This window comes from Candidatus Protochlamydia naegleriophila (genome assembly GCF_001499655.1).
Classification (GTDB): Bacteria; Chlamydiota; Chlamydiia; order Chlamydiales; family Parachlamydiaceae; genus Protochlamydia; species Protochlamydia naegleriophila.
On record NZ_LN879502.1, the window covers coordinates 1,406,746 to 1,428,320 of the forward strand.

18 protein-coding genes are annotated in these 21,575 nt (G+C 39.6%); 12 read left to right on the forward strand and 6 right to left on the reverse strand.

Features of this window, described 5'->3' with window-relative positions:
• The first annotated feature begins 255 nt into the window (after positions 1-255).
• From PNK_RS05835 to PNK_RS05875, 10 genes are all read left to right on the forward strand, one after another.
• Positions 256-927, forward strand: a complete 672-nt coding sequence (locus tag PNK_RS05835; RefSeq protein ID WP_059060888.1) for a hypothetical protein — start codon at positions 256-258, stop codon at positions 925-927.
• A complete protein-coding gene (locus PNK_RS05840) occupies positions 908-1,282 on the forward strand; it encodes a hypothetical protein (RefSeq protein WP_059060890.1) in 375 nt (124 codons plus the stop codon). The genes PNK_RS05835 and PNK_RS05840 overlap by 20 nt, the downstream gene beginning before the upstream one ends.
• A gap of 38 nt (positions 1,283-1,320) precedes the next feature.
• Positions 1,321-2,046, forward strand: a complete 726-nt coding sequence (locus PNK_RS05845) for a hypothetical protein (protein WP_059060891.1) — start codon at positions 1,321-1,323, stop codon at positions 2,044-2,046.
• 89 nt (positions 2,047-2,135) lie between these two features.
• Positions 2,136-2,681: a hypothetical protein gene (locus tag PNK_RS05850; protein WP_059060894.1), complete on the forward strand. Its 546-nt coding sequence runs from the start codon at positions 2,136-2,138 to the stop codon at positions 2,679-2,681.
• A gap of 790 nt (positions 2,682-3,471) precedes the next feature.
• Positions 3,472-3,603: a class I SAM-dependent methyltransferase gene (locus PNK_RS13680; protein WP_162264035.1), complete on the forward strand. Its 132-nt coding sequence runs from the start codon at positions 3,472-3,474 to the stop codon at positions 3,601-3,603.
• Between the two features lie 527 nt (positions 3,604-4,130).
• Positions 4,131-5,177 carry a hypothetical protein gene (locus tag PNK_RS05855; protein WP_158021720.1) on the forward strand — a complete coding sequence of 349 codons (1,047 nt, stop codon included), beginning with the start codon at positions 4,131-4,133 and terminating at the stop codon, positions 5,175-5,177.
• A 169-nt stretch (positions 5,178-5,346) separates the two neighbouring features.
• Positions 5,347-5,889 carry a hypothetical protein gene (locus PNK_RS05860; RefSeq protein WP_032125595.1) on the forward strand — a complete coding sequence of 181 codons (543 nt, stop codon included), beginning with the start codon at positions 5,347-5,349 and terminating at the stop codon, positions 5,887-5,889.
• An 859-nt stretch (positions 5,890-6,748) separates the two neighbouring features.
• Positions 6,749-8,485, forward strand: a complete 1,737-nt coding sequence (locus tag PNK_RS05865; protein WP_059060898.1) for a protease-like activity factor CPAF — start codon at positions 6,749-6,751, stop codon at positions 8,483-8,485.
• 156 nt (positions 8,486-8,641) lie between these two features.
• Entirely contained in the window at positions 8,642-10,654 is a 2,013-nt protein-coding gene (locus tag PNK_RS05870; protein WP_032125597.1) for a monovalent cation:proton antiporter family protein, read from the forward strand.
• A 14-nt stretch (positions 10,655-10,668) separates the two neighbouring features.
• Positions 10,669-11,610 carry a cation diffusion facilitator family transporter gene (locus tag PNK_RS05875; RefSeq protein WP_059060900.1) on the forward strand — a complete coding sequence of 314 codons (942 nt, stop codon included), beginning with the start codon at positions 10,669-10,671 and terminating at the stop codon, positions 11,608-11,610.
• A gap of 26 nt (positions 11,611-11,636) precedes the next feature.
• Here PNK_RS05875 and PNK_RS05880 read toward each other — a convergent pair whose 3' ends face one another.
• Together PNK_RS05880 and PNK_RS05885 are read right to left on the reverse strand one after the other, a co-directional pair.
• Entirely contained in the window at positions 11,637-12,992 is a 1,356-nt protein-coding gene (locus PNK_RS05880) for an MATE family efflux transporter (protein WP_032125599.1), read from the reverse strand.
• A gap of 145 nt (positions 12,993-13,137) precedes the next feature.
• A complete protein-coding gene (locus PNK_RS05885; RefSeq protein ID WP_059060901.1) occupies positions 13,138-13,515 on the reverse strand; it encodes a hypothetical protein in 378 nt (125 codons plus the stop codon).
• A 236-nt stretch (positions 13,516-13,751) separates the two neighbouring features.
• On the opposite strand from PNK_RS05885, the gene PNK_RS05890 reads away from it, so the two are divergent.
• Together PNK_RS05890 and PNK_RS05895 are read left to right on the forward strand one after the other, a co-directional pair.
• Complete coding sequence (locus PNK_RS05890) at positions 13,752-14,282, forward strand: DUF2937 family protein (protein WP_051981972.1); 531 nt, start codon at positions 13,752-13,754, stop codon at positions 14,280-14,282.
• Positions 14,251-14,787: a DUF2878 domain-containing protein gene (locus tag PNK_RS05895; protein ID WP_079992826.1), complete on the forward strand. Its 537-nt coding sequence runs from the start codon at positions 14,251-14,253 to the stop codon at positions 14,785-14,787. Before PNK_RS05890 ends, PNK_RS05895 begins: the two co-directional genes overlap by 32 nt.
• Before the next feature lie 38 nt (positions 14,788-14,825).
• Here the strand turns inward: PNK_RS05895 and PNK_RS05900 are convergent, their stop codons facing one another.
• The 4 genes from PNK_RS05900 to PNK_RS05915 form a co-directional block, all read right to left on the reverse strand.
• Positions 14,826-16,415 (reverse strand): hypothetical protein, encoded by a 1,590-nt coding sequence (locus tag PNK_RS05900; RefSeq protein ID WP_059060903.1) that lies wholly within the window; start codon positions 16,413-16,415, stop codon positions 14,826-14,828.
• A gap of 184 nt (positions 16,416-16,599) precedes the next feature.
• Positions 16,600-18,285, reverse strand: a complete 1,686-nt coding sequence (locus PNK_RS05905) for a hypothetical protein (RefSeq protein ID WP_059060905.1) — start codon at positions 18,283-18,285, stop codon at positions 16,600-16,602.
• Between the two features lie 192 nt (positions 18,286-18,477).
• Positions 18,478-21,261, reverse strand: coding sequence for a hypothetical protein (locus PNK_RS05910; RefSeq protein ID WP_059060908.1), 2,784 nt, complete (start codon positions 21,259-21,261; stop codon positions 18,478-18,480).
• Between the two features lie 28 nt (positions 21,262-21,289).
• A complete protein-coding gene (locus PNK_RS05915; protein WP_032125604.1) occupies positions 21,290-21,484 on the reverse strand; it encodes a hypothetical protein in 195 nt (64 codons plus the stop codon).
• Positions 21,485-21,575: the final 91 nt, after the last annotated feature.

Below are 21,575 nucleotides of genomic sequence, written 5' to 3' on the forward strand. Positions count from 1 at the left end.
CGTAAAAAAACAATACCAAATAAGCTAGAGCAGCCTCAAACATTTGTGAGCAAAATAGTAAAGGCTTCAAAAGAATTTTATTGCTAATAGGAGCAAAAGTCAAAAATAATTGCAGAGTGGAAATTTGAGGCAAATCATATTTGCCTTTTTCGTGAACAAGATGCTTTATCCTTTTCTACAGGAGGAAAAACTGGAGCTCGTACAAGTTTTAAACCCTTACTATACAATGTTGATTATGCTGCAAATCTTGTGGCAATGTTTCATCGAACAGTTGGAGAGAATTTAAGAAACGACGAGCCAAATCCTTCATGCTTTATTCCCCTACTATTTAAAGAAATGAAAACCGATCCAAACAGACTGATTGCGTTATTTGGACGCGTCATTCCAAATGCAGACAAAGCAACTGCAGAGCTTAGAGGATTACACTGGGGTATTCATGATTCCACTAGCGGTGCTGAATGTACATTAGATGTACAAGATAACGGTACTAAAGAGTATGTTCGCTGGGCTCCTTATGATCATTGCCATCAAAGCCATACCGCACTTTCTCAAGAGGTGATTAAACAATATAATCGACGGTTTACTTTCTGCATGGAGCCAAATTCAAATAATCTCACTAGAATTGCTTTAGAATATGATCGTAGGTGGTATGAGGTGAAAGGGCGTACTTGTACTCATGCCTTAGCAGCCTATTTAGAAGATCTTAATGATAATGCTTTGCTGACATTAAGAGCCTTAGGATTGGCGCCTACGCAAATCACCAATAATCAGTGCACAGAAACTGAGTGGACCTATTTTAATGGACTTATTACATATTTGGAGAAACAACCAGAAGACAAGCAGGAAATCATTTTTGCTCATTTAGAAGCCTGCTATCCGACTATTTTTCCTATCCTTTTGAATAGATATGAAAACGATTCCTTTTAATCCTATTCCTAGAGGAGAAACCTATCAAGCACTTATAAAATCAAAGCTACCTCTTTTTTTTAGCGATCTAAAGAAATCAGTGGGCTGTGCTGAAATAGGTATAGCTGAGGTTGATTTACCTCAGGTGGCGCGGTTACTAGAAGAGAGGCATTATGGCGACGGAACGAACATCCGCAGGTTAAAAGAGTACTTTCGGCAAGAAGTGGGAACAGCAATTAATCAGCAACAGGGATGGGGAAATTTAAAAGATAAATACTTGAGCCTAACCCATCTTAATCAAGATGTACTTGAAATCAAATGCGTTAGAAAAATTTATGGAAGAATAATCCAAGAATATCCCTCTCTTGAAATTTGATGGTAGGTTATAGGTACAATTTATCTTAGAGGAAATGTATGAATTCAGTTTCTAAATGGGAAATAGAAAGAAATTCCGGAGCTTTATTTTATGAGCCCAATCAAAACTATTTTGAATTTAACAATGGCAATACCAAAAGAACATTCAAAACGTTATATAATGGCTATTATGCTATCTCTCTTGTTTCTATCTTCCATAGTACAATTGGGATGAATTTAAAGAATGAAACGATTGTAAAAAGTGCTTGTTTTTTTCCAAAACTATGCACCCAGGCAGATGGAGAGATGAACATCCAGGTAGGTTTATTTGGATATGAAGAAGATGGTGCAAATCAATTACAAGGCCTAAGCTGGGGAGTCTATGATGATGATGAGCAAAAAGAGTACACTTTTGAAGTGGAAGAAGACGATGTTGTAGCTCGAAATTTTGTACGTTATGCCCCTACAACAAATCATCCGAATTCTGAAAAACCTTATGAAATGGATGCCTATGTTCGACATTTTCGCGTTTCTTTAATACGAGATGATAATCGACGTATTCAAAAGATTGCATTGCGTTATGTCAGTCTGTTAGATCCCACCATCAATTTAGATGAAGATAGATGGGCGGTCACTTTAGTGAGTGCAATGAATAGTACTCAAGGTTTCTTTAGTAAATTCCTAGAAGGAAAGGTGGGACATGCCATGCTAGCCTGTGAAGGCATAAAAAAGGCAAACCTTTTTTTAGGTATGTACATTTTAAACAAGTTGCTGACAGCAGTATAGGAAAAATTGAATGTTTCAAAATGATTAGGCCCTTAGAAAATGCAATAAATAGCCCTACTTGGGTGCGTCCAAGATCTTTGGTACAAAACATGTTGAATTATGTAAAACAAGAAAATGAAATACCGCACAAATTTGCTCTTTATGGTAGTTTTTTTAGCCAGTTTCCATTGGTTTGGAGCTCTTTCAAATATGATTTTTTAAAATTAGAATCAGCGGATTTGGCTGCAGACCTGGCCGAGGCTGCCAAATCAGAAGCGCCTAGAACATGCCTTCAGGTCGCTTATGATATAGCTGCACAAAGTGGAATCATTTTTCAATTAGATCAATCGTTTAGAAAACCGATTGAAAAAATAAAGATTTTAAAAACAGCTCCTATTCTTACTTTACCTAAGGGCTTTGATACTAACCTTCTTGGAAAACCATTTACAGGAGAGCATGAAGAATTAGCTAAAAAAATTTTAGCGGCATGTGTAATTCTAGTTCCTGAGGATAGCCAACCCAAGGAGTGTATGAAATGGATGATGCAAACGTGTATAGAAGAAACGATTGCTACGGAAAAAGAAATTCAACGTCTTGAAAATGCCAATTTTGTTGAATTGATGAAAGGTTTTCATTTCACTCCTAAAAGATGGTAAAACACTGAGAGAGTTTAAAAAGGGCTATCGACATCTATTTTGAACTCTCTCCCAAAAGCACGTGTAAAAGGACTTGCGTCAGCTAAAAAGATAAGTACTGCTAAACATTAACAGACCAGGCAAAATGAAATTTCTAATCATATTCTTTCCCCAAGTTCTTAAAAGCCAAAATTACTGATAACAGAAGTTATTGTTCGTTGTCAAAGTTTTTTTTACATGAAGGAAATGGAATCTTAGAAGAAGTAACCAACTCTAAATTCAACCTCTTGTTTATATAAAGAAAAGTCTTTAACAATAGCATTTTTATATTCAATCGTTAAAACTATTTTTTTATTAATTAACTTATCGATCAAAATTGAACCAGCTATCACTTTTCCAATTATATCTCATTTCAGGCGAGAACGTTAAAAACCAATCTTTAGGAAGATCTATATTTAAATAGGGTTGAAGATAAGTTTGCTGTATAGAATCACGAGATTTATTTCCAGCACATCAAAGTCTTGTCGTACTAACATCGAATGCAAATTGATTATGGCTACATTTCATCGAAACTCTTGGATTACTTATTATTACAGTCACATTTTCGTATCCGGCTGCTTGCTCTATCATTGCTTGGTATTTATCCCTCAAACGATCAAATTTCAATTTTTTTTGAGTCAACGGCGTAATACTCCGCGGGACGGGGATCTTTACGAGCAGAATTGTTCTTTACAATATAAGTGGGAGATAGCTTTTTTAAAAAGGTTTGAATTCCGAGGGGATAAAAGCATTTTAGATGTGGGATGCGGAGATGGCCGCATTAGCAGCCATTGCAAAATTTCTTCCCAATGCTCGCGTCGTTGGTGTGGATTTTTCTGATTCCATGATTGCTAAAGCTAATGCCAATAAGGATAAAGATGATCCGGATAATTTATACTATTAAACAAAAAATGCCATGGCTCTAAACTATGAGTCAGAATTTGATCTAGTTCTCTCTTTTTCTTGTTTGCATTGGTTTTCGCTTAATTCAATAAATTATTTTTTTAAATATCGTGTTGCGAAAATTTTGTAGTTAGAGGTTTAGTTGTTTATAGTTTGATTTAATAAAATTTTTTATCAAATTAAATAATGGTTTTGATAAGTCCTTGCCTTTTCAATAGTTCTTGCCTATGATGATAGCCCAAGAAAGAAAAGCTAAAGGGAAATGAGATGTTTTGGATGGGTCTTACGCGTGTTTAAGGCATTCGAAATAGGCAGAAATTGTTCTTGAATATAGAGATGTATAACAAACATGAAACGATAAGGAATTAAATGTTAATAAAAATAGTTAAAAATTTAGTTTTTGTTCTAGCTGCTCATGTTGCCTTATTTGGTGAAGTAGTAGATCAAATTAATCATTCTTCCACCAGCTCAGTCAATTCAACTTAATTTGAACAAGCAAAAAAAGATGCTTCTTTCGATATTTTAACATTGACAAGTGAAGAGAGAAGTCAGTGGCGTGCAGAAAAATTTGTTCATAGAAAGAAGCTACCTCTATTAAGTGTGGAGCAACGTACTAAGGTTGAATCACGCTATTTGGATAAATTACCAGAGGTTCAAAGATGTATTGAAAAGCGTATTGAGCAATCAGGGATTGCTATTGAAGAGACAGCTAAATTGGAAATCATCGATAAAGTTTCTAAACATTATCTTTTGACGATGCAGTATTATTCTCCAGTTATTGTTAAATGGATGGATTCGTTACTTCAAAGAGGCGATGACAAGAAACTCGTCTTCTTAGCAAGAGATGGAATTGTCTTTCACGATGTAGCAGCCACACTTTTGGAGAAATATCCCGAGAGATATCCCAACATGACGAAAGAGAAGTTAGTCGTTGCTTGGTTGTCCAGAAAATCGTCCAAAGATGCGGCATCACGTGGAGGGCTGACTGAAAGGTATTTTAAACAACTGGGTATCGAACCTAATGAGTCTATAGTGTTGGTTGATACAGGGTGCACGGGTTCCATTAAGAGAGAAATTGCCCCACTTATTAAGAATAACATCGAATGTCAGTTTTCAGTGTCACGCAATCCTGCTATTCGTGGTTTTTGGGATAACTGTGATTTCAGTCTGCAAGCTCTTGCGTTTGTGATTCTACCATCTGATCATCAAGATGCGTGGGCAAATTTTCCAAAGATTGCAAATGATTGGGTTGAAGACACTCATCGTGGTAATTTTATTGGGGCAGAAAGATTGGTAGAAGAAAACGGTATAATTTATCCTTATCCTTCTATGGAATGGGTTAAAAATGGAGAAGGCATGGAATTGGTCATTAAAGAAACGGCCGTACATGATGCTGAGGAACTAAGAGACTTTTTGGTTAGAGACTTAGGCCGGCAAGCAATCATGGATTTTGCAAGAGATGTTTCAGTTATTGATGCACATTTAAGTTATGATGAAATTAAACAGAATTTCAATGATTTATTGACGCGCATCCAAAAAGGCGAAACCACATATGCTTCTTGCAAACATGATTAATTGGCTGTTTTCTTTTTTAAAAGAGAATACGAAAGTCTTCAATGTATAGACAGTTAGGTAAGCTCTTCGATCAGGAAATTGTTGTCTCGAGTTGGGTAGATGTTCATAGAGTAATCTATCCCAATGGCATTTGTACATTAGAATTAAAAACAAATAAAAAAGGTTATACATGTTAAATATAACGAATAGAGAATTTAATAATGATACATGGAATCAGATGGTAATTGAAGCGGCTGAGAGTCGTATTAGCGGTAGAGAACATAAAAATATATGTAGAGTAATCTATCCCAATGGTGCTTGTACATTAGAATTAAAAACAAATCAGGAAGTCAAAAACCATTTGCAAACATATGGCTCTTGGAATGCTAATTGTGCTAAAATGTCTCTTAAAGAAGTACTCAACTTAACACGTATTTGTTCTTTAAATCACCGTATAAATTCTCAAACAAAAGCTTCGATTAATGATGCTCTTTTTCTTTTTGGTTTTAGAGCTGCAATAAAATACGAAAATGGTTTTAAAGGTATACTTAGAAGAGTAACTGCAGTATTTTTTAACATTTTTGTAACAGACTCTGTTGCATTATTTAGTAAGAATGTTATCCAGGATTTATCAATCACAGTAGCTGACTACAGTAATAGAGGCATGCTACCATTATTTATAGGTAGTAATGCGAATTTTGCTTACTTGATAAATACCACAAGATTCTCTTGAATACCATTTTTTCATTTGATTGCTCTTCCAGTTTTAAGCTCTTCTTTCCTCTTAGGAAAGGGGGCTTCTCTTTCTTCTGCTAAAGCTGCTAGCGTTTTTGATTCGTTCAATAACACCAGCAGAGATTTGGACGGTAAGACGTTGTTTTCTGGAAGATTTCCGCTGTTCTTACTACTGTAGAAGTTTCATTATTCTCTGTTATTGTTTGGAACAGACCATCTAATAGATTCTCTCCAATCTTTGCCTTTTTGCCATATTTACTTCCCTTTTATACGTTTAATAATTCCAGGGGCTAAACTACGATAACCTGTAACACCAGAACTTTTGGAATCATAAATAGTAGGCTTCCAAAAGAGGTGGTTCAGCTAGTTTTACGCTTTCTCTTATTGTTGTTTCATATACCTCGCTATTAAATCTTTTTCTTAAATCAGCAATAATATCCTGCGATAATCTCGTATGCTTATTTATTCTGCAAGAAAGGATGCCATAATGCTGTCAGAGACATCTAAAGAGTTATTCTTGATGGTTGAATAGAGAATTGAAAATATAACGTTTATCTTCTTTATTATTAAATGATTGTTTGGTTTTTACTTTGCCTATCATATGCAATTGATTGATTAATGTTTAAATTCTTTTGTTTTGTTTTTTATTTATTCATGTATGATGATTTGCGAGAACTGCACTCATAAGTAATTGGATGAGGGAGGGTTCGGCATAAACCCCTTGTAAGAGTTAACATGAAAAAAAGTAGCAAAAAAATATTTTATTTTAATGATGTACCCACCAAGATAACGCAAGCTGTGGGGATTAAGTATAAATGGTTTCTAGATGAGTAGAGTATGAGAGGAATGAATAGCTGATGGGAATAAAATGTTTACTAGTCAAGTTGTTGGGGGTTTGTGCTTTTTCGATAGTGGCCAGTAGTGCGCAGGCTCAATTGTTAGGGGATCAAAAAAAAGCGCAGATGATCGAAGACCTAACTGTGATCAAAAAAGTTTTTCACGTAGGTTATGCCCCTTTGGAGTGGAAAAAAGATTATGCTGGATGGGATATCGACCAAGAGTTTGAAAAATCGAAGCAACTGATTTTAGACACTCCACAAATTTCTGTTAAAGATTTTCAAATCATTGTTAAAAATTTTATTGCTTCCACGAGGGATTATCACGCAGACGTCGTATTTTATTCGACAGAAACGGCTTCATTGCCATTCGGAGTCAAGAGTGCCGAAGGGCGCTATTTTATCGATTGGATTGACCCACAGCAGATGCCTTTTTATTTTTATGAAATACAGGTGGGAGATGAGTTGATTGCCTTCGATGAGCGTCCCATTGGAGATGTCATCAATGAATTAAAAGAAATTGGCAACAAGAACTCCAATCCTTTTACTGATCAAGCCTTAGCGGAAATGAAGTTAACGAGTCGTGAGGGACAATTAGGAGACTTGGTTCCAAGAGGGGCGGTCTCTATTACGGTTCAGCCAGCAGCGAAAGAAGGGAGCGTGACTTACCAATTAATTTGGAATTACACTCCTGAAAAGATTGTGAGCCTGCCTGACATTGTGCAAAGTATTCATGCCCTTTTTAGTCCTGCACCGGGTCAAAGCCGTCCTAAAACTCTTATGATGAATTCAGCGCATCGTGAAATGGTAAAAAAAATAAGTCGGGATGGTGCATTAGGCGCCCGCAAAAGCTTTGTTCCGGTTTTAGGTCCGCGCACATGGGTTCATGACGTGTTAAAAAAGAATGAAAATCTGTGTTGGTATGCCTATGTTTATGAGACGCCGCAAGGGCAAAGCATAGGGTATATTCGCATTCCGCATTACGTTGGCAAAGAAGCCGAAAGTAAAGCATTTGGCGAGTTGTTAACTATTTTAGAAGAAAAGACAGATGCTTTAGTGATTGATCAACTGCACAACGTGGGTGGGTATGTGACGTTTCAGTATGAATTGGCATCGATGTTGGCAACAACTCCGCTTAAAACACCTAAGCATCGGATAAAAATCACCCAGAAAGATGTTATGGAAGCCTATCAAATTTTGGAAGTGATTGAAAATATTCAAGCCGGTTTTGATCTCATTGTTGCTCGAATGGAGGAAGAGGGGGAGGAGGAGGATGAGCCTCTCAATTACCAATACTTGTTATTTCTCAAAGAGTTTTACGAATTTATCATCAATGAGTGGAATGCAGGCCGCACACTTACTCATCCAACTCACTTGGAAGGATGCGATTGGATCCATCCTCATAGCGAATATCGCTATACCAAGCCGATTTTAATGCTTATCAATGAGCTGGATTTTTCGGGCGGTGACTTCATGCCTGCTATGATGCAGGACAATGGCAGGGCGCTTTTATTCGGAAAGCGTACATCTGGTGCTGGCGGATTCGTCTTCCAAAACAGTTTTCCCAATCAAAATGGAATTAGTGGATTTTCTTATACCGGATCGATAGCCGAAAGACCGCATACATTTCAAAAGATAGAAAATTTGGGCATCACTCCGGATATCGAATACAGTTTAACTGTTGAAGATCTGCAATATGGCTATCAAGGATATATTGAAGCCGTTAATGAGGCCGTTCAACTGCTGTTTAAAAAGTAAGCCCAAGCAAAGAATCGGTGCCAGGGATGGAAAGTCAATCGTTCTATAGAGATGAGTGACTTTCCTATTCAACTTGTTTGAAATAATCTTAAATATCGGCATTATCTATAAGGATCTATTCGCTATTCATAATAAAGAAGAGAAGCTTGAGAAAATATGGAATTATTTCTTTTTAAAGATTTGCTTATTATTTTTGGCTTTTCAATTCTTGTCTTGTTAATCGGCTATCGGTTGCATATTCCTCCTGTTGTAGGGTTTCTTTTGACAGGAGTATTAGCCGGCCCGCATGGCCTAAGTCTTGTTGGAGAGACGGGTGATGTTGAAACATTGGCACAAATTGGAATTGTCCTGCTCTTATTTGGAATTGGAATGGAGTTTTCTATTAAAAAACTCGTTCAAATTCGACGCCTCTTTTTATTGGGAGGCTCGATGCAGGTGGGCTTTACCATTTTGCTTAGCTATTTGATCGCGCAACTTGACGATTGGTCTTGGAAAGAAGCGCTTTTTTTGGGCTTTTTACTTTCGATGAGCAGCACGGCGATTGTTTTGCGATTGTTAGAGCAAAAAGGGGAGTCGACAAGTCCGCATGGGCGCTTATCGATTTCCATTTTGATTTTTCAAGATATGGTCGCCATTCCAATGATTCTATTTACACCCGTTTTAGGTGGGCGGGGGGGCGATCACGCGCCTTTGGAGCTTGCGATGCTTTGGCCCATGGTAAAGGGGCTGTTCATTTTAGTTGTCGTCTTTTTCAGTGCACAGCGCATTGTTCCACGCCTTCTTTTGCAAGTGGCGCGCACCCGCAATAAAGAGCTTTTTCTTCTGAGTGTTCTAACTTTATGCTTTGGCGTTGCTTGGCTAACCTCTTCTCTTGGTCTTTCTTTGACAATCGGCGCGTTCTTGGCGGGTTTGATCATCTCAGAATCTGAATATAGCAATGAAGCAATCAGCAATATTTTCCCCTTTCAAGCTCTTTGCATCAGCTTCTTTTTTGTTTCGATTGGCATGTTGCTCGATATGAATTTTGTTTTGCATCAGCCTTTCACTATTTTAAGTCTGGCAATGGTCATTTTGCTCATCAAAGCCTCTGCGGCAGGTTTAGCTACGGTTTTTTTAGGATTGCCCATTCGAACTGCAGTCATGACGGGAATTGCATTGAGCCAAATAGGAGAATTCTCTTTTGTATTGGCAAATACAGGGATTCCTTATGGGTTAATGACAGAGTATGAATATCAACTCTTCCTAGCTGTCTCGCTCGTTACCTTGGCATTCAGTCCCGTGCTAATCAACTTTTCACCACGCATCGCTAATTTTATTTGCAAGCTTCCCTTGCCGGATAAATTGCTCTCAGGACTTCGAGAGCAGCGGCGGAATGAAGAGCATCAGCTAAGTAATCACGTCATCATTGTTGGATTTGGAATTAGCGGCAAAAATCTTGCAAGGTCAAGCAAGCTAGCAGGCATTCCCTATACGATTTTGGAGATGAATCCCGACACCGTGAGAGAGCAAAAAAGGCTTGGAGAGCCCATTCACTTTGGCGATGCTACCCACGTAGCTGTCTTGGAGCATTCCCATATTCACGATGCTAAAGCCATTGCCGTATTAGTTAATGATCCGATTGCGGCAAGGCGCATCGTTAAAATTGCGCGCGAGGCCAATCCCTTAGTTTATGTCATTGTTCGCACCCGCTATGTCCAGGAAATGTCACTTATGCATAAATTGGGAGCCGATGAAGTCATTCCAGATGAATTTGGCACTTCGGTTGAAGTCTTTTCAAGGGTCTTAAGGCAATACCACGTGCCAGATGAAGATATTCATAAATTTGTCTCTGACATTCGGGCTGACGGATATGAAATGTTGCGCAATCAGCATGCCTCTCCTAATAAACTCTCCGAAATCAAGCTCAATTTATCCAATGTTGAAATTGGCTCTTTTCGGCTCCATTCAAGTTCTCCATTGGTCGGCAAACTTCTGTCAGAGTCGCACCTTCGTAAAGACTATGGCATGACAGTTTTATTGATCAGAAGAGAAAAATCTGTTTTATCTAATCCTTCTCCTGAAACACGGCTGCTTGCAGACGATGTGGTGGTGGTGGTAGGAGAAAAAGTCCCCTTAAAAAAAGCAACGGAACTATTTGGGATGCTTGAAAAGGCAACTCCTGTTATTTGATCAAATGTGAGAGCATGGCTAAATTCCCAAAACCAGTTTTTTTACCTGCAGATGTTTATCTACAGCGCGCTCAGCGCTATCAGCAGGTAAGTCAATCGGCTAAGCTTGGCATTAAAATCCGCTTGGCTATCATCTTATTTGAATTGGTGGGAGTCGTTCTCATCCAAAGCTCTGCACTGTTTCTTGATGCGGTTTCAAGTTTAATGGATGTGGTTTCAACCCTCTTTTTAATTTTTTGCATTAAGCTTGCGAAAAGGCCACCTGATGAAGACCATCCTTTTGGACACGGACGTTACGAACCTTTAGGAGGTCTTTTATCGGGACTCATCCTCATGGTGATCGGCTGCGTCATGCTTTTCCAGGAGGTTGTAGGAGTTTTTCAAGTGTCTCCACCAAGAATCATGCATCCACTTGCCTGGATTTTTCCTGTGACGGCTATGGTTTTATTGGAAATTTGTTATCGCATGATTGTTAAAACCGCCAAGAAAGAAAACAGCACAGCTTTAGCTGCTGATGCGGTTCATTATCGCATTGATGGTTTGACGAGTTTGTTTGCAGCCATTGCTTTGGTTGCCGCTGCTTATATTCCTGCTTGGAGTAGTACGATTGACCATGGTGGAGCTATCTTGATCGCTTTATTTATGGTTGGGCTCGGTCTTTTTGCTTCGCGCGAAAACTTTCATCAGTTGGTTGATAAGGTTCCCGATCAAGAGTTTTTTGATCGGGTGAAAGAGGCAAGTCTGAGGGTCGAAGGGGTCAAAGCAACGGAGAAAATCCGCATCCAGCTGTACGGTCCAGATGCTCACATTGACATTGATGTGGAAGTCGATCCTAAGCTTTCAGTCGACGTTGCCCATAAAATCAGCCAACAGGTGCGCGCATCTATTCAAAAAGCGTGGCCGGCTGTTCGCGATGTAACGGTTCACATCGAACCCTTCTATGCGGGCGACCACTAACAGGTAAATCATTGATTGCAAGCCGTTTAAGTTGCGCTCAGCACAAGCGAGTGGTTCTTCTGCCAGCCTTTGCGGTAAAAACGGTAAGCATAGAGAACCGCAGCCATCAAGGTGTAGCCGGAACAAAGAACGAGAGCTGTTTCGATCGACGCTCCCGGCTGCCACACAAATTTGTAAATGGGTAATACCATGAAAAGCCAAATAGAGCAAGCGCCTGCTACGAGCAAAAAGAAGGTGTCGGCAGCCGCACTTAGCGCACCAGCCATGATCAGGCGGATTCCTTCCAAATACTTATAAATAATAGCATTGGCGAGTCCAAAAATCAGGGATGACTGAAACAAGAGACGTTGCGTATCAGAAACCGAACTTAAGAACAAATCGATGATAAGATGATTCATTCCCCATAAAATAAGGGCAAGCAATAGGGCAAAAAAGGTCATCAGGATAAAGCCCGTATGAACGTACTTGAAGACGGCCTGCACGTTTTTGCTTCCGATTGCATTGCCAGACAGAATGGCGACAGCCCGCGATAACCCCTCACCAAAAAAATTAAATAGAATTAAAACATTTTGTACGATGCCTGCAACGGTCAGGTGCTTTTCACCAAGTGATGCCATCATTTGATAGAAGATGGCCCAGCCAGCCACTTCCAGAACGCCAAAAACAGCGCTTGGCAATCCAATTTTTAAACACTGTTTAAAAAGAGTTGAACTCCACTTCCATTGCGTGGTTCCATAGTTTTCCCGATTTGAGCGTTTAAAAAACGCGAACAATAAAATAACCAACTGCCCAAAAACAGCAGCATTAGTCGAAATCGCTGATCCTTGAATGCCAATGGAAGGAACGACTCCTTCCCATCCGAATACAAGCAGATAACAAAGAGAAGTGTTGATGATATTGCCTACTAAAATAATGACGCTGATGAGCGCGATTTTCCCCTGTCCGATAAAAAAGCCTGAAAGGGCGCTAAATAAGACGTGTCCTGGGCCAAAAATGAGCATCCAAAAAAGATAGGTACGTTGCATTTCATAGGCTGGGTCGCTCCCAAAGAAATAGCCAGGCCCCCAAATCGCAGCTGGCCAGAAGGCAAGACAAGAAAAAAGCCCCATCCAAATCATCTGCCAGACAGGACGTCCCAATAAATGGTTGTTACCCGCTCCATGATTTTGGGCTACAAAGATTTGAACGACACATGCAAGCGATACCCACCCCCTCAAAAAAGCCCAGCCCAAATTCATTGACTCCACTGCAGCATTGTGGGCATCAAGTGCATAATAAGCTAAAATAAGACGGTCGATGAATAACATCAACATGTCTGAGAGTGAACCCAGCAAAAGCGGCAGGGTCAACAGCAAAACTTGGCGTAATGAACCTTTAATCATCAATTTCACTTTAGTAAAAGTTAAAAATCAAAATAAGTATAAATTAAAATGTTTGATATGTCTATTTAAATTTTATTTAATTTGTTTTTATTGAAATATTTAGATGGAATTATTTATTTTTCGTTTGGTTGTTTTTTAATAAAATTTAACAAATAATTTCTGTGTTGTATAATTTGGAATAGGTCTTGATGAAATTTAATATAAATTTAATTGGGTACTTATTTATGAACATTAATGATTGAAAATCATTGAGCCCTTCTAAATTTGGACAGAGTTCTACAATTTGCGCTAACGCCCGATCATCAATTTGTAGTCCAAATTGATTGAGGTTTAAGTTGTAGAGTTGTTTATTGACGATTTCTAAAAAGTGAAGCAAGTGCGAAAATGTGTGGATTTCTAAGCCTTTGGGAGTTCCGATTGCAAGCGGCAATCTTGCTAAAAAACAGCTTGGCTTGTTGCCTGAAGCGCTAAATGATCGATAATCAGATAAATGAGCTTCAAGGGAAGCTTGTCTAAATGACATTTTATTGCAGGATGCTCAATCTCATGCTCATTCACGCCATTCGAGATTGAAAATAGGGATGATGCTGTTTCACTGTTTTAATATTTTATGTCTGTATTGTTGATTTTTAACTACTGGAAATAGATTGATTTTTTTAAAGTTGTCTGAAAATCTTTTATTTCCATTTTGTCAGAAGATGGTTAAAATACGATTAGCTGAAAGGGTGGTGCAAAAAATTTAATAAGGATATGAGCGTGATGAAATGTTGGCAGCTAATGGATCGGATATTGGATCGGCTCTTTGTTGTTATGGGGGCCTTCATAGGAAGCCAGATACCAGAGTTCATGCAGCAATATACGCAGCGTTTGGCGGGACACGTTAGTGAGCTTAATCATTTATTGGACGGATTGCGGCAGGTAGCGGCTAATTCGGGGAAGACGTTGGAAGAATACATTCATAAATTTGTCATTAACGGGGATCCAGACTTTGTCCGGCAAGGGGAGTTTATGCAGGGGATGGTTAGCCGCTGGCAAGAGCTCAGTCAGGCACTCACTCATCTCACTGAAAGTTCATTTTTAGGGCGCCCCTTCGTTTTTTTTACTGAACTGAATTATCCCATCGCCAAAGCAGCATTTGCAGCGTATCAGCCGGGTTTAAATTTAACCTTAGAAGGATTAAGCTATACGGGGATTGGAATTTTAACTGGTTATTTTTTCTATCAATTGCTTTCAAAAATTGTCGCAATAGGGTGTCGCCGTGCAGTTTCTTTCATTCGACCGGGTGTTTAGTACAGCTCTTTTTTATGGCGGGTGGTGTTGGTGCTTGAACGATGTGGCACTTGGACGTCCCTTGTATGGCTTGGGATCAGTTTTTGCCATTATCATTTATCAGCTATATCGTTCGTCTCATCCCAAGGCAGACTTTAGTTTACTTATTGTCGTCAGCTTATTAGGGCCTTTATCCGACATTTTATATAGCTATTTAGGTCTTTTGAATTACCATACTCCCTTTCATTCCATTCCATGGTTGCCGCCGCTTTGGATCTTTTTGTTATGGGGATTAGTGGCTGTCAATATTCCGCTCTTTTCGTGGATGCACAAGAAGTGGTTTTTAGCCCCTATGCTAGGGGCGATAGGGGGACCTTTCAGCTATCTTTCAGCCGTTCGGTTAGGGGGCGCAAGTCTACTCAAACCATTGCCTCTGACTTTTATTGTGATTGGTGGGATGTGGGCCATTTTTCTTCCAACTTTAATGTGGTTAAGTGAACGCTTTAAAGTCTGGTTTAAGGGGTGATCCCTCAAACCAGATTCCCATAGTCAAACATCTACAAATTAGACCAAAGTTTTTTCACCTATCGATTCATCGCTATTCATGCCTTTAGAGGTTAGCGTAGAGGTTGCATTCGTTACGAGTGAAGTGGGGGGCATAACAGTTCGTACATCTGTCGCTGAAGCCTTTCTCCAAGAGGTAAAGTAGCTAAAAAAGCTTTGAGTCTCTTGTTGAACAGTCTCTACTTCAGATTTGACTTCTGTTTCAAGTTTCCACTGAAGCCTTTCTTTAGTCGCGTCAACCGTTTTATTTAACGCTTCTTGCAGTTGCGATATCCCGCTTTTTAATTTTTCGATGGCCGTTAGATAGTCTCTGGCTTGTGCATCTAACACTTTTACTCTCCCTTCATAAGACTGTTTAACTTCTGTCACTGTTGTAGTGATTGTAGCCAGCTTATGGGATGAGTTTGAGTAGAGATGCTTTCTTTGCTCGATAGATAATTCTACTTCTGCGACATTGTCCCTAAGTACATTCTCTTTAAAACTAGCAATCCGCTTTAATAGATTCATCACCTGCTCATGCTCACCGCTCAGAACTTCTATTTTAATTTCTGAAGGCTTTTCACTTTCATTAACCTTATAAGCATCTAAAAATTTAGCAATTTCTCTCAGGCGAAGCTTCATTCGAGTTGCGCTGTCCTCAATAGCCAGTTTTTCAAATTTGAGCACTGGCAAAAGAAGTGAGTCTCTGTTAAGCGATTCCCGCTCAATGGCTGTGTTCAATTGTTCGAGACGCTGTGTAATGGCATTTTTCTTCTCATAGAACTCTTTTTCAAACTCTAGCAAGAAATGCAAGTGAGCAAAATAGACCTGTTTTTTTAATGCGGCAAATCGTTCGTCTTTAAACGTTTCATTATAGACCGTAACAACCTCTTTTAAGGCGACAGTCTTTGCCAACAGTGTGTTTAAGCCTTGAAGCTCTTCTGACGGTTGGTTCAAGCCCTCTTTTGTTGTTTGCAAATCAGTTTCTTGGCATTGCAGTTTTTTATTACGTGCATCTAGGGCTTGGCGCGCTTCTGAAAGGCGATAAGGAATTCCATACTTGTAATCCAGAGCCAGAAAAGTTGTGACAAAGTTGCTCTCTTTTCCAACACAGGCCTGTGTTAATAGGGCGGATTCAAAATTAGCTTTTAAGGCAGCCTGTTCTAAAGCTGTTATTCTCATTTGAATAGCTATCTTCAAATCATCTGTTCTGCTAGCTGTATCCACATAGTTTTTATGATCTCTTTCCTGAATCTCCTTATAAATGGCTACTTTCTCGGATGATAGATTTGCTTCATCAGACTTATAATCAAGATTATCACCTTTAATAGTAGCTACAAATCCATTTAGAAAAAAGATTGCATTCTTGATTGCTATTTGGAATTTCTTTTCACTCTCTAGTGAGAGGCAAAAGGCTCTTTCTTTTAAATTAAGCTCTTCATTGGTTTTAAGCTGGGTTCCAAGTTCTATTTTAGAGGCAACTTGCTGAGACTTACCACTCGTTAGCTCTTGTTGAGGAGGCAGTTTATTTTTATTTTTATTTCTAGAGGTTGAGGGCTGCTGTTGATGAGTTGTTCCAACTGTTGATATTATTGCATTTACTGTTGTCATGAAAAACACTCCTTATTTGATATAATTGTGACAAGTGCTTCTTATTGGCTGATTTGTGATTGTCCGGACACTAAAAGAAGCAAGAAGAAAAGCGCCCTTCACCCGTCATCACAAATTGAATTCTTGTATCACCTAAAACTTAAATTTTTTTGCTAAGGAATATCCTCTATCTATAGAATTTTAACTATTTTTGGTCGATTAAAGTTTGCCAATACTCTTGCATTGTAGGCGATAAAAACTGTTTAAACCTTTGATAATTAACAGGCCATAAATGGTGATGTTCAGTGTCAATAAAAGCGATTTTCCCCGATTTGGTGAAAGGAATATTGTCTGGAAAAATAGAATCGATGAGTCCAAGCTCTGACAAAAGCGTGTACAGCCCTTTCAATTGCCCTTTTGAGATCTTTTTTTTGTATTTATCTAGCGTTTCTTGATTATGAAGGATGTGCATGTCCTCTACAATCAAGATAAAATTTTTGCGGTGATAACCGAGTTTGCTTGGGGGCGAGGGATGCTCTGGCAAGGGATAAATCCACTTTTGAGGGACCAAAAAATCTTTGAATCCATGCACCTTGATGCTTTCTTTAATAGCCTTTGCGCCTAAAATGCGATTTAGCCAATTCCCCCACTCGATGAAATCGGGTTGTGAATCTAAGTAAGCCTTAACGAGATATCCCTTCAGCTCGGGGTTCTTTCCAACGACGATATTGGTAGGCTGTCTTAAGGTAATTTTTCCAAAGCCTGCTGCCTCAAAGGATTCTTTCGATGCTGTCGCCCTCTTTTTTGTAAAAATGCGGTCCAATCTATCTTTAACGGGATGATTGATCGGCAGAAAATAGGGTTGAAGGGCATTCCAATCATCTAAAGGAACAAAGGGATTGTATGAATAGGCATTTTTTGCCCGCCAATTGTGGCAAGAGGGTAATGATACGCGCTCGCATAGGGAGACATTGTTTGGGTCCTGCTTAAGACAAGTGCGGGCCAGATTCAATGCCTGATCATAAATGCGAATTATGGGCGAGGGGATGGAAAGTTGACCATGATCGCGAGTGATGATGCGATAATAAGCATAGCGTCCATCGATCAATAAAGAGGAATCTTTAGTAATAGCAACAAGATTCTCGTTGTTTTCGCACTGCGTGATGGAGTGATCATTAAGGGCATTCACTTGCGTGTCAACGTAAGTTGAGGGGATGAAATCAAGCGCATTGGAGGCGAAAATCAGGTAGTCAGCCTCTGGATTAGCCTCTCTTTCCCATGTGAGAAGATAGAAGAGATCGTCGTATTTGCTAAAAGAAACGGCTGTAACAGGCGCAGGCTTTGAAACTTGAAAGTAGTGAGGAGATGACCAGCCGCTGCAATTGGTGCGCGCCCTTATGTAGAGATCTTGCTTGCTGTTTAAATAGGTCTCTTCAAGGTCTGAAAGAGTGAGAGTCATTGTCAAGGGGGTGACTCGATTGCATATGAGGCTATCACTGCTAAAATCGGGACTGGCCGCGAGCTGCCACCAAAGAAGGGTATGGTTTGGGGAATCGTTAACGTATACTTGGAAGGTTGGTTTGCAGTGATCGAATGAGTCCAATCCTGTGAGACGTAAGTCGCCCACTTCATTTGAACACGTAGGTTCATGAAAGCGCACATCAAGCGGCCAGTCTTCGCTCATCTGCATGTAAGCCGATCGTTTATAGGCAGATATTAAACCTGAATACTGGTCAAGTGAATGGCTAAAGTGGCGCAGCGTCAAAAAAGGATCGTCTAATAGATCGTCTAAACTAGCGGGGGTGCGATTATCCAATTGAAGATGGGGTGAAGCATTGACTCCTCCCATGCAAAGAAGGGGCAAAAGTGCAAGAAAGAGATGTTTAAGCATAAGAACTTTTAGATTAAAGATTTTTAAAGCGTAGCTAGAAAGAGGTGAATAGTTGGATGGGCTATAGGCTCGGGAACGGGTGTGGAATTCGAAAGATGAGTGGAGAGGTCTTGTTAGCCAATGCCCATCGCGGTGTCGGAGTCTTCAAATTGTTATTTCGGGGGTGAAGCCCCCGAAATAACAATAAAGTTGTTAACGACCACCCTTTTTAATGTGTCCTTTAGGGCCGCCATTGTCAATCAAGTGTTGCCAATACTTTTGCATGTCTTTTGAAAAGTATTTTTTCAATTTATGGAATGGCACTGGCCAGCGATGGTGGTATTCCGTGTCAATTGTCGCCAGTTTCCCATCTTTGCAGAAGGGCACATTGAAGGCATAAACAGAATCATAAAGACCCACATCGTCGAATAAGCGGTAGATGTCATCTAGCAGCTTGCGGGTCATTTTATTCTTATAAGCCTTTTCATTTTTCTCGTGATCCAAGATACGCATATTCTCGGCTACGAGGATAAAATTTTTGCGCAAGAAGTGAGAGTTATTTGGAGGCGACGGATTTTCTGGCAAGGGATAAATCCACTTGTTGGGAACGCTAAATGTCGACTGGAGCTTGTTTTTGGCAATCCACTCTCTTACACATTTCGCGCCTTCAATGCGGTGAAGAAACTTGTACCATTCGGCTTTGACAGACAGTTCATTATCGGCAAATGCTTTAATGAAATAGTGCGGCAAATCAGGATGTGAAGAGGCCATGATACGGCTGAAACGGCCCGGACGGTTGCGCTTAAAGCCAGCTTTTCTAAATGTTTCCGGTGTTTGAATGACGCGAGTCGCAGAAAACATGCGGTCAAGTTTAGACTTGGCTGGATGATTCTCTGGCAGAAAATGGGGACGTACGGCTTCCCAGATTTCTTGAGTCACAAAGGCAGGCTTCTGATACGCTCTTACTTCAAATAACGGTAAAACAGAGGCCCTTAAGAAGGCTGAGTGGAGCTGGAGCAGTCCATTTTCAAAAACGTCGGAAGGAGCCGAAACTTTTGGAAGGGAAATCTGTGTCCATGGATAGCTTGGCCGTAAAAGAACGCGCTTTAAGAGCGGGTGCCCTTCTTCTTCTTCAACCACTTGCAATACGTTACGAGGCTGAATCAGCTCATCATCATAAACGTGTATGATTGGAGAGGGAACGGAAAGCAATCCGCCCTGTCTTACAATAATTCTGTAATAAGCAAGAGAGCCATCGACGGCAATCTTGAGATCTTTTGTAATCGCAACGAGATTTTGATTGTGCTCGGCTTCTGTGACCTCTCCGTCCATCATGGAGTTGACTTGAGAGTCGCTGTATATGCTTGGAAGAAAGTCTAATGAATTTGAGCCAAAGATTAAATATTCAGAAGAAGAATCAGGAGTATAGAGTCTTTCCCAATTTAATTCATAGTAATCATCGATTTTGCCAAATTCGACAGCTGTAATGGGTTCTGGTTTAAAGAGTGTAAATTCAAACGGACTTGACCAATTGTTCCATTTTCCGTTGACGCAAGCTCTTACACGAAAATAGTAGGTTTCATTGGCGTTAAAGAACGTTTCTGAAATAGCTGAGAGCATGACTTCCGAAGTAAATGGCCCAATTTGCTCAAAATTGGAAGGAATAACCTTAAAGGATGGATCAGCTGAAATTTGCCACCACATCATTTCACACTGATTTTCTGAGCTGTCTTCCAATAGGAACTGAGGGGAAGAGTCAAAATGGGAGATTTGATTCAGGATTTTAATGCTTGCGTTAGACTCTTTCTCCAGATTTTCATTTACATCACAAGTAATTTGGACAGAGCTTGCATCGCCTTTTCCGCCAAGATTGACTACATTATCGCCCGACTTAAGATCTGGGAAAACAGCTTTTGAACACATGCATGTTACAATGAGCTGTCCATCAGCCTCTTTTGTTTCTATAGAAACATTAAATGTGAGCTCTCCTTGGAAAACAAACGTTTCACCAGCTTGAATTGTCACATTCTGATCTTTTAAATAAACTGCAGAGGCTGTTTTATTAAAAAGCGATTTAAGAGGCAAGGGAGAGCTATATTCCCAGGAAAGGCCTCTTTGCTCGCAGTTGATGACGTGTTCAACTTCTCTTTCGCTTGCTGCAAGGCGCTCGCGAGTAGCAGGTGTGAAGTAGACAAGCTTTTCCTGCGGATAGATATCAAAACCTTTGGAGCGGGAATGGGCATCCTTGGCGGCAAGATTCTCATGCTCTGCAAAAAATGGATGGGTAATGGCGAAGTTTGCTAGTTTTTCCCAGCTTTTTTTGAAGTCGACATCCGCATCGTAGCGGCTGTGCTTTGTACGAAGTGCTAGGAAAGGATCATCCATGATGGATTCAGAAGAAACAATCGTCTCGTTGTCCAAGGCAAAATAAATTTGCTGGGAATTGAGATCGCAATAAATCCACCCATGCTCATGAGCAAAATCGAAAGAGGGCTCTTTTAGTTGATTGACGCTTCGCGTTTGAATGCCAATTTGGTGGCACAGTTTGATGAACTGATAGGCAAATTCTTCTTTAGAGCATGTTCCAAAAAAATTCAATAGATCAAGTGGGGAGTATTGATCATCTTCTTGAATCAGATTTGAATTATTTTCCACGACTGTCAGTGATTGGTTCCAAATCTTGAAAAGAGCCAGAGCTGGATAAGGCTCTTGAGCGATTTGCTTTGCTAAAGAGTCTAAAGTAAACAGGGTCTGATTGTTGATAGATGGGTAGCAGCCATATAAAACCTCTTTGCTTTTATTTTCAATCGTCAATTCTTGGCAATAAAGCGTTTCGCTTTTTGTATCTTTGCTTATTTGGGGGTTAAATAAGGCTTTTAAACCATCATGGGTTTGCGTTGTGTGATTGAAAAGAAATTCAAGAGACTTTGCCTCTAAAGATTGGAAACCTAAGCCTGCAAAAGAGAGAAGGACTAAAGTTTTATGAAGAAGTTTCACTTTTTAAAACCTACCTTAAAAGTTGATGTTATTTTTTGGTAAAGACTTGAGCAAGCCAACTGATCATAATAAAAGAAATTAAGACTAATAAAGCGCTGAGAATGGCTGCCGATAAGCTACTCAATAAATTCTTTGTGTCATTATAGAAAAGAATTGTACCGAAGATGAAAACAAGCACGGAAACTAGATAACCACCCCATTTTATCATTGAACCAACCGACATAATGCTCCTTAAAAATCACAAATGGTAAATCTTTCTTGCCATTTTCTGCAAAAAAGTTTTTATAATGCAATCAAACCTCAACGTGTACTGA

Coding starts and splice junctions, on each gene's coding strand:
- PNK_RS05875 (WP_059060900.1), top strand. CDS start 10,669: ATGGCTAAATTCCCAAAACCAGTTTTTTTACCTGCAGATGTTTATCTA.
- PNK_RS05890 (WP_051981972.1), top strand. CDS start 13,752: ATGAAATGTTGGCAGCTAATGGATCGGATATTGGATCGGCTCTTTGTT.
- PNK_RS05865 (WP_059060898.1), top strand. CDS start 6,749: ATGGGAATAAAATGTTTACTAGTCAAGTTGTTGGGGGTTTGTGCTTTT.
- PNK_RS05905 (WP_059060905.1), bottom strand. CDS start 18,285: ATGCTTAAACATCTCTTTCTTGCACTTTTGCCCCTTCTTTGCATGGGA.
- PNK_RS05885 (WP_059060901.1), bottom strand. CDS start 13,515: ATGTCATTTAGACAAGCTTCCCTTGAAGCTCATTTATCTGATTATCGA.
- PNK_RS13680 (WP_162264035.1), top strand. CDS start 3,472: ATGGCCGCATTAGCAGCCATTGCAAAATTTCTTCCCAATGCTCGCGTC.
- PNK_RS05880 (WP_032125599.1), bottom strand. CDS start 12,992: ATGATTAAAGGTTCATTACGCCAAGTTTTGCTGTTGACCCTGCCGCTT.
- PNK_RS05915 (WP_032125604.1), bottom strand. CDS start 21,484: ATGTCGGTTGGTTCAATGATAAAATGGGGTGGTTATCTAGTTTCCGTG.
- PNK_RS05840 (WP_059060890.1), top strand. CDS start 908: ATGAAAACGATTCCTTTTAATCCTATTCCTAGAGGAGAAACCTATCAA.
- PNK_RS05850 (WP_059060894.1), top strand. CDS start 2,136: ATGTTGAATTATGTAAAACAAGAAAATGAAATACCGCACAAATTTGCT.
- PNK_RS05900 (WP_059060903.1), bottom strand. CDS start 16,415: ATGACAACAGTAAATGCAATAATATCAACAGTTGGAACAACTCATCAA.
- PNK_RS05845 (WP_059060891.1), top strand. CDS start 1,321: ATGAATTCAGTTTCTAAATGGGAAATAGAAAGAAATTCCGGAGCTTTA.
- PNK_RS05835 (WP_059060888.1), top strand. CDS start 256: ATGTTTCATCGAACAGTTGGAGAGAATTTAAGAAACGACGAGCCAAAT.
- PNK_RS05870 (WP_032125597.1), top strand. CDS start 8,642: ATGGAATTATTTCTTTTTAAAGATTTGCTTATTATTTTTGGCTTTTCA.
- PNK_RS05860 (WP_032125595.1), top strand. CDS start 5,347: ATGTTAAATATAACGAATAGAGAATTTAATAATGATACATGGAATCAG.